Below are 12,349 nucleotides of genomic sequence, written 5' to 3'. Positions count from 1 at the left end.
TTTCAGCCCTGAAATAGCAGCAGACGCAATGCCGGCGCAGACTCCACGGCAGCCCTCCCCCTCGGCAAGTTGCTCCGGCGGCACCTGCGTAAATGCTGGTTCCTACGCAAGAACTTGGGAACGATCAAATTGGATTGCCGTCCCGCCCTACGAAGCCTGCAGGCGAAAGGTAGCCCGTTGGTGCTGAACGAAGTGATACCCAACAAGGAGTCGCTCGGCGACTCCCCTATGCACGATCCCGAATTTGATTGAATTCCCGCCTGCGCGGGAACCCTGGCAGGACACTCTGCGTCCGGCATGTAGAGCAGACGCGGAGCGTCTTTAGCTGCGTTCCCACGCTGGAGCGTGGGAACGATCAACGCAAAAGCTTGGGAACGATCAAATTGGCTTGCGTTCCCGCCCTACGAACCCTGCAGGCGAAAGGTAGCCCGTAGATACTCTGTTGGACGTCAAGCTTCAGCCAGATGGATTTTGCTGAATAGCTTGCTGGAGTCGAAGGGTTCGCCCAGTTGGATGCAAGCCCAAAGCCCGGTCAGGTACTTGCGCATGACGGCGCATACGGCCTGTATTTTCTTTTTGCCACGGCGTTGTAGGGACAGGTAGAAGGCCTTGGCGTTTGGGTCATGTCGTACCGCGCTCAGTGCCGGCATGTAGAGGGCGCTTCGTAGATAGGCATTACCCGCCTTGCTCAGCCGTGAAGCCTTATTGACGCTACTGCCCGATTGGCACAGGCGGATATCTAGCCCGGCATAGCGACTGACTTGCGGCGCCTTCAGATGCTGGGGCAGGACACTGAGTTCAGCCAGTAACGCAATAGCACTGGCAACGCCAACACCTTTGGCTGCCAGCAGATGCTGAAACTGACTGTTCAACACGGCGTCCTCGGCAATCAGGCGCTGTGCAGCGTTGCTGAGTCGCTCGATGCGCTGATCCAGCCTCTCGACCGCTTCAACTTCGTCTTCAATCAGCAGCGCCAGCGTGTCACGTTTGGAGCGCAAGGCGTGCAGGCGGTTCTTGGCTTGTGTACGGGTCGCGGTCAGCCGATTGATTTGTCGGCCGATGTCACGCAGCGCCATACGGAGGGTATCCGGCGCAGTCCAAGGGGCTGGCGTCATCCGCTCGGCGTACTCGGCCAGGAGGGCCGCGTCTAGCGGGTCGGTCTTGCTTTGCGCCAACTTGAGTTGGGCAAAGTGGTGGAAGCTTTTGGGGTTGATGACAGACACGACGATCCCGGCCTTGCTCAAGGCAACGGCCAAGTCCAAGTAGTAAACGCCGGTGGCCTCCATCACGACTTGGACGGCTTCTAGCGCTTTAATCCGCTCCACCGCCTGGGCGTGCCCCTCGGGCGTTTGCTGGATGTCCAGCTTGCCCCGCGTGCGACCACCCTTTCGCCATGCCAAGACAACTGTCTTGGCACCCACATCCACACCGACAAATACGCTCATTGTTTTCATCTCGCCCGGCATTTGAGCAACAATAGCTACCGGTTCCCCGACCTCGCACTTCTTGCCGCTGCAACCTTGTGATGCGAAGTCCACCTCAATGAGCTGGCTTCCGGATACTCCACGCGGTGGGCAATGAGGCGGGGGGCCAATCTACGGACGAGGTTGAGTGTGAACTCACCTCCAGGTTGGAACGGCCTCCCCAGTAACTGCTTCTCTGCGTCAAGCGCAGGGCCTGAAAGGCTAACCCGGTTGACGGAAAACAACATACAAGGCTGGATAGAGGCCCTGGCCGAAACCCAGCGCTTTGACAGCGCTGGGTTTCACTGCGTTCTACCCAGCCTACAAGGCTGGAGTACGGCGCAGCGCGGGTTTCATCCATCCTAGAGGGTTTATTCGCGCTGCAGGTAATGCACGCTGAACAGCTGACGCGGGTCGAGCCATAGGGCGACCGACTTGAAGCCGGCACTGCTGGCCAGGTCGCAGAAAATCGCCGGGGTGTATTTGTAGGAGTTCTCGGTGTGCAGGCTTTCGCCATGGGCGAAGCTGAAGCGCTTGCCCTCGATGGTCACGGTCTGCGCCCCCGGGCTGAGCAGGTGCATCTCGATGCGCGCGGCCTCCTCATTGTAGAAGGCTTGGTGGTCGAAGCGCGCTGGCTCGATGTCGCTGTCCAGTTCGCGGCGGATGCGCTCCAGCAGGTTGCGGTTGAAGGCGGCGGTGATGCCGGCCGCGTCGTTGTAGGCGGCCTCCAGCACGGCCTTGTCCTTGATCAGATCGACGCCGATCAGTAGGCCGCCGCCCGGCGGCAGCAGGGTGTGCAGGTTGCGCAGGAAGACCTGGGCCTCCGGCGGATCGAAATTGCCAATGCTCGAGCCGGGGAAGAACGCCAGCGGGTGCTCGCCGTCGAAGCCCTCCGGCAGCTGCATCGGCCGGCTGAAGTCGGCGCAGGCGGCATGCACCTCGAGCCAGGGATAATCCGCCGCCAGCCGCCTTGTGCTCGAGAGCAGGAAGTCGCGGGAAATATCGATGCCCAGGTAGCTGGCCGGGTGCAGGGCTTCCAGCAGCAGGCGCACCTTGCGGCTGGCGCCACTGCCCAGCTCCAGCAGGCTGGCCTGCGGCCCGGCGATTTCGGCGATCTGCCGGGCCGCCAGGCGGAGGATCAGCTCTTCGGTACGGGTCGGGTAATACTCGGGCTGCTGGCAGATCTGCTCGAAGAGTTCGGAGCCGCGCCGGTCATAGAAGAACTTGGGCGAGGCCCACTTGGGATCGCCGGCGAAGCCGGCCAGAGTCTCTTCGCGCAGCGAAGCGTTGGCGCCGTTCTGGCATTGATCATGAAAGTGAATAGCCGCTGCCATCCTCAAGCCTCCCTGGCCAGACGCAGGCCGGCGAACTGCCAGCGCATCGCGGGGTAGAAGAAGTTGCGGTAGCTGGCGCGGATGTGCGCTTGCGGGGTTGCGCAGCAGCCGCCGCGCAGCACCATCTGACCGCACATGAACTTGCCGTTGTATTCACCAAGGCTGCCCTCCAGCGCCCGGAAGCCGGGGTAAGGGCGGTAGGCGCTGCCGGTCCATTCCCAGACGTCGCCGTACAGCTGGACCGGACCGTCCAGTCCGGGCGCAGCGGCGAGCGGTTGCAGGTAACCGGACTCGATGAAATTGCCGTTGAGCGGCTGCTCCAGCGCCGCCACTTCCCACTCCGCCTCGCTCGGCAGGCGCGCACCGGCCCAGGCGGCATAGGCCTCGGCCTCGTAGAAGCTGATGTGGCAGACCGGCGCCTGCCGATCCAGCTCGCGCAGGCCAGCCAGGGTCATTTCCAGCCAGCGGCCGCCGCGGCGCTGCCAGTACAGCGGCGCCTGCCAGCCGGCCTGCTGCACCAGATTCCAGCCATCGGACAGCCAGAATGCGCTGCGTCGGTAGCCGCCGTCCTCGATGAAGGCGAGGAAGTCGGCATTGCTGACCGGCTGGCTGGCCAGCTCGAAATCGGCGACGAACACCCGGTGGCGCGGCAGCTCGCAGTCGAAGGCGAAGCCGTCGCCGGCATGGCCGATATGCCGCAAGCCGCCCGGATAGCCATGCCAGCGTTGGACACTGGCGGGCTGGGCGACCGGCACCGGCAAGTCGCGGCGATAGGCCGGCTGCAGCGGGTTCTGCGCGAGAATGTGTTTGATGTCCATTAGCAGCAGCTCCTGATGCTGCTGCTCGTGCTGCAGGCCCAGTTCGAGGCGCCGGGCTATCTCCTCAATGTGTTCCGCGGGTGGCTGGCGGAGCAGCTCGGCGATCGCCGCATCGACCTGCGCCCGGTAGCTATAAACCTCTGCCACCCCTGGGCGCGACAGCAGGCCGCGTTGCGCGCGCGGGAAGGGCGTGCCGTGGGTCTGGTAATAGGAGTTGAACAGGTGGTCGTAGGCCGGCTCCAGCGGCCGATAGCCGCGCAGGAAAGGCGTCAGCAGGAAGGTCTCGAAGAACCAGCTGACATGCGCCAGATGCCATTTCGGCGGGCTCACGTCGGGCATGCTCTGGATCACGAAGTCCTCGACCTCGAGCGGGGCGCAGAGCGCCTCGGAAGCGGCGCGCACCTGCCGGAAGCGCGTCAGCAGGCGCTCGAGATCGGCCAGGGCGGGTGCGGCTGCAGGGGCCGGATTGGGCATTCAGCTCCCTCCTGTGCAGGGTGATGGGGCCAGCTCGCCGTGAGCCGGTGGTCTTACAAGCGGCCGGGAGGCATCGGGAGAGTTTCGGCGCTGGTCGTCTTTTCGCGGCGAGTCCGAATTTAGAGCGTAGCGGGTTCACCGAGCTTCGATCGGCGGTGCCCGACGAGCGCACCGATCCCCCTATGGCCAGCTCGCGCCTGCGCGGCACGCTCAATAATTCGGCGGCATTTCTGGCAACCCGCTGGGATCGGGGATGAACGGCATCGTCCAGTCTTCCAGGTGGCGCCCCTGATACTGCAGGTCCAGACGGACCTGCTCGATCACCCCGGCCAGGCGCAAGGGGTTGGTGTATTGCGTGCTCGGGATATGTGGAACGCTCAGCACCTGGGCGCAGGCGATGTCCAGCACCCGAAAGCCGAAGCTGTCGTCGCTCGCATTGACGTTGGTGATGCAGCTATAGGGCTGGAAGGCTTGCGAAGCCAGTCTCATCGCAGTGTCGAGTGAGATGGGCTGTTCATAGAACCTCCAATCACGGGGCTTGCATGAGGCTAAAGGGTCAGGCTAAAGGGTCGGAGTGATCTATTTTTGATCAGTTAAATGACTCCGACCCTTTGCCTCTATCGAGGAACGCATCACTCGACTAGCGGCTTACCTGAGCCTGCCAGCAGCGGGCTTCGACAGCTTCCTGGCCTTCGTCCTCAAGCTGCGCGAGGACGAAGGCGTGCCCCAAACGTTACCAGAGCTGGGTGTCGATGATCGCCAGGCCGCTTTGATCGCGGAAATGGCGATTGTCGACCCCTCCGCCGGCGGCAACCCGCTGCCATTGACGTGGGAAAGCCGCCGCCGAAATTTTCTCCGCGGCTTTCCACGGCCATATTTAGAAGCAGTCGTCTATCCATGGCCGAGGCTTGAGCATGCAGCATGGACGGGTTTTACGCGCTGGAGAAAGGAGCAGCACGACAAGGGATTGAGTGCCAGGGTCTGTGCGAAAAAAAGGGGGGGAAAGATTTATTTTCCATAGCCAAAAATAATTCTGTCCCCTTTCTTTCTGTCCCCTTTCTTTGGCGGTGTTTTTTCTATGGACTAAGCTGGGTTATGTGGGTAATCGGGGACAGGTAATCGGGGACAGACCACGGTTAGTCAGACGGATTGGAAAAGATAACCGTGGTCTGTCCCCTAATGCCCTAGTCCCCTAATGTCCTAATGTCCCTTCGCCTGACGCTCAGCATGCACAGCTCGGAGCATGGCCATGTGCCAAGCCCGTAGCATGGGGACGACACGCTGACTTTACGCATGCCGTGCCTAATCCAACCCTGCTCATAAAAGATGGAGACACAGTATGGCCAAAGTTTTGTGTGTGCTTTACGACGATCCCGTGGGCGGTTACCCCAAGACGTACGCGCGCGACACGATTCCCAAGATCGAGCTTTATGCCGATGGGCAAACCACACCGACCCCCCAGGCGATCGATTTCAAGCCGGGCGCGCTGCTGGGCAGCGTGTCAGGCGAGTTGGGACTGCGCAAGTTCCTTGAGGCGCGCGGCCATACCCTGGTCATCACGTCTGATAAGGACGGTCCGAACTCTGCGTTCGAGAAGGAACTGATCGACGCGGAGATCGTCATCTCGCAACCATTTTGGCCTGCCTATCTGACGGCAGATCGCATCGCCAAGGCGCCCAAGCTCAAGCTTGCATTGACGGCCGGCATCGGCTCGGACCATGTGGATTTGCAGGCAGCGATCGATCGCAAGATCACGGTGGCGGAAGTCACCTTCTGCAACAGCATCAGCGTGGCCGAGCATGTGGTGATGATGATCCTGGGCTTGGTGCGAAACTACATTCCATCCTATCAATGGGTCGTGAAAGGCGGCTGGAATATTGCCGATTGCGTTGAGCGCTCTTACGACGTGGAAGGCATGGAAGTCGGCACGGTAGCGGCGGGACGTATCGGGCTGGCCGTGCTGCGTCGGCTCAAGCCCTTTGACGTGAAGCTACATTACACTGACCGCCATCGTCTGCCGGAAAGCGTGGAGAAGGAGTTGAACCTGACCTATCACGCAGATGTGGAATCGATGGTCAAGGTCTGTGACGTGGTCACGATCAATTGTCCGTTGCATCCCGAGACAGAGCATCTGTTCAATGCTTCGCTGATCGCGAAGATGAAACGCGGTGCCTATATCGTCAATACGGCTCGTGGCAAGATTTGTGATCGCGATGCCATTGCGAGTGCGCTGGAGAGTGGCCAATTGGCCGGTTATGCGGGCGATGTCTGGTTCCCGCAACCCGCACCGAAGGATCACCCCTGGCGCACGATGCCGCACCATGGCATGACCCCGCATATCTCGGGTAGTTCGCTGTCGGCGCAAGCGCGCTATGCGGCAGGCACGCGCGAGATCCTTGAATGCTGGTTCGACGGAAAGCCCATCCGCAACGAGTATCTCGTGGTCGATGGCGGCAAGCTTGCCGGTGTTGGTGCGCATTCCTACAGCGCAGGCAATTCCACAAAGGGCTCCGAGGAAGCAGCGAAGTTCAAGCGGGTCTAACGACCTTGGTCATGTGACCGTCCCGGGGGTGCGATCCCCCCGGGTCAAATTCCTTGAATATTCGATGAAAACGTATTCAGCTAAAGGGGTCGGAGTGATTTGATCTTGATCAGCTAAATGACTCAGACCCTTTGCCTCTTCGATCTCAAGCCGCCACCAGGCAGGCTTCCAGCCCTTGCTCCAGCGACTCCCGCAGATCGCTGCCGCGTCTGGCGATAAACACCAACTGCACGGCTGGCGCGTCGCCGCTGCTCGCTGCCGGACTGAACTGGCTGCGTGTGCCTACATGCTGCACCCAGTACGGATGGCCAGTGCCTTGCAGGAGAACCTGGCCTTTCAGACGAAATACGTCTGCCGGCAAACGGGCCAACCAGGCTCGAAAGGCTGTCGGTTCGAGCTGTTGCTGACTTTTCCAGACCCAGCTCTCGAACAGTTGATCATGACGGGCGCTAACCGGCGTCATTTTCAGGCTGGCGGGCTCGTCTCTATCCGCCAGCAATAAGGCGTCTGGTAACTCTGCCTGAACGGTGCTGAATACTCGCGCCCGCCCTCCCAGACTGTTACGCACGCTTGCCAGCTCGCTCGGGCTCACCAGATCCGACTTGTTCAGCAGCACCAGATCGGCACAGGCAACCTGAGCGCGGGAAAGCCTGGCGAACTCACCTTCGAGTGCGCTGTAGCCAGTGGCATCCACCAGGGTGATCACCGCGTCCAGATGCACATAAGCGCGCAATTGCGGATAGCCGAGTGTCTGCACGATCCGTTGCGGGTCGGACACGCCGCTGCACTCGATGACGATGCGTTCCAGGCGTGGCGTGAGCTGAGTCAAGCTAACCAACTGAGCCAGCAGATCCTCTTGCACCGTGCAGCAGATGCAACCGTTTTGCAGGCTGTAAACCGCGTCGGTGACCTCGGCAATGATCGCCGCATCGATGTTCAGCTCACCGAAGTCATTGACGATCACCGCCAGCCGCCCACCCTCGGCGCGCTGCACCATGCGGTTGAGCAGCGTAGTCTTGCCGGCGCCGAGAAAGCCGGCGACCACCGTGACCGGTATGCTTGAAATGGCCATCAGGCTTTCCCTTCCAGCACCGGCGGCTCGCCCTGCCACAGCGCTTGCAGCGCAGTATCGGCAAAATCACCCTGGCGGTCGTACACCGGCCGGCCTTCTACGAAGGTGAGCAGCACCTGAGTGCGGTGGATGTAGTTGCGCGGCGCCTGGGCAAACAGGTCACGGTCGAGCACGATCAGATCCGCCGACTTGCCCACTTCCAGACTGCCGGTGAGCTGCTCAAGCCCCATCGCGTAAGCACCGTTGAGGGTGGCAACCTGCAACGCCTGCTCCAATGTGATCGGCTCACCAAAGCAGTTCGGCTCCTGGTTCCATGGGTTCTGCCGGGTGACCATGGTTTCCAGCGCCAGCCAGGGGTCGATCGAGGCCACCGGCCAGTCGGTGCCCATCACTGCGATGCCGCCAGCCGCCAATACGCCCTTGAAGTCGTAAATGCGCTTCAGGCGTTCCTGGCCATAGCCAGAACGCGCGCCACTGGCGAACGGCGTCGGATACCACGCCGCCGGCGAAAACTCGGCAATCACCTCCAGTTCGCGGAAGCGTTTGAGATTCCCCGGATGCAGCAAGGTACTGTGCGCACACTGGTGCCGAATACCGCTGAAGCCATTACGCCGCCGCGCCTCGGCGACCGCATCGAGGAATACATCCGAGGCCCCGTCACCAGTGCAGTGGGCGATCACTCGCAGGCCACGGCTGTCCATGTCCACCACCATGTCGGTGATGTGCTCCGGGGTCAGGTTGAGCTTACCGCGCCAGCTCGACTCCTCTGGCCATGGGGTAAGCAGGTAGGACGAGCGTGGCTCGACCGTGCCGTCGAAGTGGAACTTCACCGCGTTGGCATTCAGCCGGGCACTGCGGTAATAGTGGCGCTCACCGCTGAGCAGCTCCCAGCGGCGACGCACCGGAAAAATGTCGTCCTGCCAACTGATGGCCGCCTCGACGCGCAACGTCAGTTCGCCGCTATCGTCGAGCTCCTTCAATGCCTCCAGCCGCCGCTCGCAGACATGCACATACTTGGTCGCAGTCACCCCGCGCGCGCTCTGGAAGTGCACGCCATCGCGGTAAGCGCGCCGCAGCACACTCACCGGCGTCGGCGGCATGGCTGCATGAATCAGCGCATAGGCCCCATCGATCAGCAGGCCATTGGGCTCGCCGCTCAGCTCATCACGCTCCAGATAGCCGTTGCGCGGATCGGCCGTGGTGCGGTCGATACCCGCCAGCTCCAGGGCCTTGGAGTTGACCATCATGGTGCCCCACATGCGGTCGAGCAGCGCGACCGGGCGATCCGGCATGACGCTGTCGAGCCACTCGCGACCGGGGGTCAAACCGGCTTCGCGGAAGGTGTAGCGCACCCAATATTGGCCATAAATCCAGCCGTCGCCGGGGTGCGCATCGGCATAGGCGTGGATCGCCTCGACCAACTGCTCCGGGGTCGGATCTTCGATACCGACATCCAGGTCATCGCTGTAACGCGGTGCCAACGCCAGGTCTGGGTGAGTGTGCATGTCGTGTAGCCCAGGCATGCAAAACGCGCCGGCCAGGTCATGCTGCAGGGTTTTCGGGCCGATCAGCGACTGCAGCGACTGCAAACTACCGACAGCGACGAAGCGCCCCTCGCGGATGGCCACCGCCTCAGCCCATGGCTGCGCAGGATCAAGCGTGTAGAAACGCCCGTTGCTGAGAACCAAATCGGCATATTGGTCGACAGCACTATGAGTGGAGTAGAAGTTGTCTGAATCGGTCACGTTATAAACCCCTTGTTCTCATGCAATCTTCAGCTCGGGGCTGTTGGATTGGTCTGGGCAACAGCTACGAACTGTTGGTTCGCGCACGCCCGGCGATCCTTGATCCGCGCCTGAAAAAGCTTTCGACGTACAAATTTCAGGCGCAGTGCTACTGCTCACCTGGGCGTTGCCGCCTGGGTGACTTGTGGCATCAGGCGTCAGCCGGTGCCTACACGAAAATTTTCAAGTGAAGCGCTTAGCGGCCCACGCGCAGCGACTCGACGAATCCAGCGATGCGCTGGCAAGCGTCTTTCAGCACGTCATCGGCAACGGTGAAAGACAACCGCACGAAGCCCTGCGCGCTGGCGCCAAAGGCCTGCGCATCGAGCACCGAGACGCCGGTCTGGCGGAACAACTGCCAGGCGAAGTCGATGCTCGACAAGCCAGTCCGACGCACGTCCACCAGCATGAACATGCCGGCTTCCGGCGTGCGGCAATCCAACTCACGCACCTGGCTCAGACCGGCGACCACCAGGTCGCGACGGCGCCGGTACAGCTCACGCGCTTGCGCCACGACCGGCTCATCCAGTTCCAGCGCTTTCAACGCCGCTTCCTGGATAAAGCCCGGCAGCCCGTACAGCATGCACAGCAAGAGGTTGTCCAAATGCTCGATCAGGGTGGGCGGCGCAACGACCCAGCCGACTCGCCAGCCAGTCATCGCGTGTGATTTCGACAGGCTATTGAGCACCACTGTGCGCTCAGCCATCCCCTCGAACGAGGCGATGCTCAGGTGCGGGTGGTCGAAGGTGATCTGGCCATAGACCTCGTCGGAGATCACCCAGAGGTCGTGGCGCCGAGCGACCTCCGCCACCGCCTCCAGCTCCTCGCGGGTGTAGACGTTGCCGGTCGGATTGCAGGGTGTAGCCAAGGCAATGCCACGGGTGTTTTCAGTCAGCGCGGCCTCCAACGCCGCCGCGGTCAGCCGAAAGCCGTTCGCCGCCGGCTGCTCGATGGTCGCAATGCGCGCGCCAGAGGCATGAATGCACGCCTCATAGGTCAGGTACATCGGCTCAGGGACCAGTACCTCGTCGCCCTGGTCGAACAGGCACAGAGCCGTCGCGAACAAACCATTCTGCGCCCCCGCCACCAACGCCACGTTCTCCGGCAGCACAGGCACGCCGAGCAAGGCGCTCTGCTTGGCGGCGATCGCCTCACGCAGCAGTGGCCGACCCAGCACGTGGGTGTAATGGGTATCGCCATGACGCAAGGCCTCGACCGCGGTCTCGCAGATCGCGCTATCGGTAGCGAAATCAGGGTCACCGACACTCAGGACGATCACGTCCTCGCCCCGGCCGCGCGCTTCAATGGCCGCGTAATGGATGTCCCACGCGCTTACCGACTCGCCGGAAATGCGCTCGACAAAGGGTGAATAACGCATTGTTTCCTCCTCGCCGGCGATCGTTCGCCAGCGTCTATCAATTCATAGGGCAAGCAGCTGACTCAGGCCTGGCGCTGCGGTACCTTGCCAAAGCGCGCAAAGCCATGCTCGATCAAAAACGCCAGGATGATGTAGATCACCGCCACCGCCAGTAGCGGCTCGTAAACACGCAGGGTCTGGGCACGCACCAGGTTGGCGGCGCCGAGTAGATCGGTCACCGCCACGGTCGAGGCCAGCGCCGTAGACTTCAGCAGCATGACGCTCTCGCCAGCCAGAGTCGGCTTCAGAATCTGCAGTGCACGCGGCAGCCAGACCCGCCGCAGCAATAACCAGCGGCCCATGCCATAGGCTCTACCAGCCTCAAGCTCGCCACGCGGCACCGAACGCAATCCACTGCGCAACACTTCCCCAACGTAGGCGCCGACACTGAGGATCAGCGCCAGGGTCACGTACCAGAAGCCTTCCCGCAGGTAAGGCCACAGCGCACTGCCACGAATCAATGGATAAGTGGCAAACAAGCTGCCAACGCCGTAGTAAAGGATATAAATCTGCACCAACAATGGCGTGCCACGAAAAATACTGGTGTAAGCACGCATGCTGTTTGAGATCAGCCAGTTGGGAGACAAACGGCCCAGCCCAACACTTACAGCGAGAATGAAACCGAAAACGCCCGAAAGTAGTAACAACGCCAGGGTAATACCCACGCCACGCAGTAGCTCAGAAGCAAAACCAGTTATCCAGGAGAAATCCATTACGCCACCCTCAGTGCTTGGGCATCCAGCGATTGGAATGTCTTTCAATAAGCTGGAAGACAACATTGGAAAGCAGAGTAATCGCGAAGTAGAACGCTGCTACAGCCAGATAGAACGCTAGGTAATGCTTGGTCGAGCCGGCAGCCTGCTTGCCCACCGAGAGCAACTCGCTGTAGCCGACGACACTGATCAGCGCGCTGTCCTTGATCAGCACCAGCCAAAGGTTGGATAGCCCGCCCATGGCATAGGGCAACATGCTCGGCAATATGACTCGGCGCAGCAAAAGTACCCGCTCGATGCCAAAGGAACGCGCGGCCTCGATCTGGCCGAATGGAATCGCCTGAACGGCGCCACGGATGATCTCCGCCGAATAGGCCCCTTGAACAATGCCCAGCACCACCACCGCCGCGATGAAGCCATTCACCTGAACGCTGGGCTGGCCGAGCGAGGCCAGCGCAGCATTGAGGAAGTCAGTGCCCGCGTAATACAACAGCAGTATCAAGAGCAACTCAGGCACGGCCCGGTACAGCGTCGTGTAGCAGTTTGCCAACTTGACCAACCAGCGCGGCCCCTTGAGCTTGATCATGGCTACTACTAGACCAATACCCAGGCCTAGCACGAAGGCTCCCGCAGAAATCTGCAAGGTGATCAAGGCTCCCTGCATGAGAGCGACTAGCCAGCCATCGGCGACGAATAGCTGTGATATTTCGGGCAATGACATCATGACCTAGA

The 12,349-nt window shown here is 61.3% G+C and carries 10 protein-coding genes and 1 pseudogene; 2 read left to right on the top strand and 9 right to left on the bottom strand.

Annotated elements, in window-relative coordinates; translation table 11 throughout:
• Positions 1 to 449: 449 nt before the first annotated feature.
• The 4 genes from D3879_RS23515 to D3879_RS23500 all read right to left on the bottom strand — a co-directional run bounded on the left by D3879_RS23515 (position 450) and on the right by D3879_RS23500 (position 4,578).
• Entirely contained in the window at positions 450 to 1,445 is a 996-nt protein-coding gene (locus tag D3879_RS23515; RefSeq protein ID WP_119952286.1) for an IS110 family RNA-guided transposase, read from the bottom strand.
• 389 nt (positions 1,446 to 1,834) lie between these two features.
• On the bottom strand, positions 1,835 to 2,797 hold the full coding sequence (egtD, locus tag D3879_RS23510; RefSeq protein ID WP_119956628.1) for an L-histidine N(alpha)-methyltransferase: 963 nt from the start codon (positions 2,795 to 2,797) through the stop codon (positions 1,835 to 1,837).
• Between the two features lie 2 nt (positions 2,798 to 2,799).
• The gene (gene egtB / locus D3879_RS23505; RefSeq protein ID WP_119956627.1) at positions 2,800 to 4,089 is read right to left on the bottom strand and encodes an ergothioneine biosynthesis protein EgtB; all 1,290 of its coding nucleotides are present in this window, start codon (positions 4,087 to 4,089) and stop codon (positions 2,800 to 2,802) included.
• Between the two features lie 210 nt (positions 4,090 to 4,299).
• Positions 4,300 to 4,578 carry a hypothetical protein gene (locus D3879_RS23500; RefSeq protein WP_119956626.1) on the bottom strand — a complete coding sequence of 93 codons (279 nt, stop codon included), beginning with the start codon at positions 4,576 to 4,578 and terminating at the stop codon, positions 4,300 to 4,302.
• Positions 4,579 to 4,705: 127 nt separating this feature from the next.
• Between D3879_RS23500 and D3879_RS27295 the strand changes: the two are divergent.
• Both D3879_RS27295 and D3879_RS23490 read left to right on the top strand, forming a co-directional pair.
• A pseudogene (locus tag D3879_RS27295) lies at positions 4,706 to 4,970 on the top strand (iron-containing alcohol dehydrogenase); the annotation flags it as partial.
• A 458-nt stretch (positions 4,971 to 5,428) separates the two neighbouring features.
• Entirely contained in the window at positions 5,429 to 6,631 is a 1,203-nt protein-coding gene (locus tag D3879_RS23490; RefSeq protein ID WP_119956625.1) for an NAD-dependent formate dehydrogenase, read from the top strand.
• Between the two features lie 145 nt (positions 6,632 to 6,776).
• On the opposite strand, the gene D3879_RS23485 is transcribed toward D3879_RS23490, so the two are convergent.
• The 5 genes from D3879_RS23485 to D3879_RS23465 all read right to left on the bottom strand — a co-directional run bounded on the left by D3879_RS23485 (position 6,777) and on the right by D3879_RS23465 (position 12,341).
• A complete protein-coding gene (locus D3879_RS23485; protein WP_177412482.1) occupies positions 6,777 to 7,703 on the bottom strand; it encodes a CobW family GTP-binding protein in 927 nt (308 codons plus the stop codon).
• Positions 7,703 to 9,448 carry an amidohydrolase gene (locus D3879_RS23480; RefSeq protein ID WP_119956624.1) on the bottom strand — a complete coding sequence of 582 codons (1,746 nt, stop codon included), beginning with the start codon at positions 9,446 to 9,448 and terminating at the stop codon, positions 7,703 to 7,705. The genes D3879_RS23485 and D3879_RS23480 overlap by 1 nt, the downstream gene beginning before the upstream one ends.
• A gap of 235 nt (positions 9,449 to 9,683) precedes the next feature.
• A complete protein-coding gene (locus D3879_RS23475) occupies positions 9,684 to 10,865 on the bottom strand; it encodes a pyridoxal phosphate-dependent aminotransferase (RefSeq protein ID WP_119956623.1) in 1,182 nt (393 codons plus the stop codon).
• Between the two features lie 62 nt (positions 10,866 to 10,927).
• Positions 10,928 to 11,617 carry an ABC transporter permease gene (locus D3879_RS23470; RefSeq protein ID WP_119956622.1) on the bottom strand — a complete coding sequence of 230 codons (690 nt, stop codon included), beginning with the start codon at positions 11,615 to 11,617 and terminating at the stop codon, positions 10,928 to 10,930.
• 10 nt (positions 11,618 to 11,627) lie between these two features.
• Complete coding sequence (locus D3879_RS23465) at positions 11,628 to 12,341, bottom strand: ABC transporter permease (RefSeq protein WP_119956621.1); 714 nt, start codon at positions 12,339 to 12,341, stop codon at positions 11,628 to 11,630.
• Between the last annotated feature and the right edge of the window lie 8 nt (positions 12,342 to 12,349).

This window comes from Pseudomonas cavernicola (assembly GCF_003596405.1).
In the GTDB taxonomy this organism is placed as follows: domain Bacteria; phylum Pseudomonadota; class Gammaproteobacteria; order Pseudomonadales; family Pseudomonadaceae; genus Aquipseudomonas; species Aquipseudomonas cavernicola.
The sequence above is the reverse complement of the archived record's forward strand: the minus strand, read 5'-3'. Positions and strand labels throughout refer to the sequence as shown.

Coding starts and splice junctions, on each gene's coding strand:
- egtD (WP_119956628.1), bottom strand. CDS start 2,797: ATGGCAGCGGCTATTCACTTTCATGATCAATGCCAGAACGGCGCCAAC.
- D3879_RS23485 (WP_177412482.1), bottom strand. CDS start 7,703: ATGGCCATTTCAAGCATACCGGTCACGGTGGTCGCCGGCTTTCTCGGC.
- D3879_RS23490 (WP_119956625.1), top strand. CDS start 5,429: ATGGCCAAAGTTTTGTGTGTGCTTTACGACGATCCCGTGGGCGGTTAC.
- D3879_RS23470 (WP_119956622.1), bottom strand. CDS start 11,617: ATGGATTTCTCCTGGATAACTGGTTTTGCTTCTGAGCTACTGCGTGGC.
- D3879_RS23475 (WP_119956623.1), bottom strand. CDS start 10,865: ATGCGTTATTCACCCTTTGTCGAGCGCATTTCCGGCGAGTCGGTAAGC.
- egtB (WP_119956627.1), bottom strand. CDS start 4,089: ATGCCCAATCCGGCCCCTGCAGCCGCACCCGCCCTGGCCGATCTCGAG.
- D3879_RS23465 (WP_119956621.1), bottom strand. CDS start 12,341: ATGATGTCATTGCCCGAAATATCACAGCTATTCGTCGCCGATGGCTGG.
- D3879_RS23500 (WP_119956626.1), bottom strand. CDS start 4,578: ATGAGACTGGCTTCGCAAGCCTTCCAGCCCTATAGCTGCATCACCAAC.
- D3879_RS23515 (WP_119952286.1), bottom strand. CDS start 1,445: ATGAGCGTATTTGTCGGTGTGGATGTGGGTGCCAAGACAGTTGTCTTG.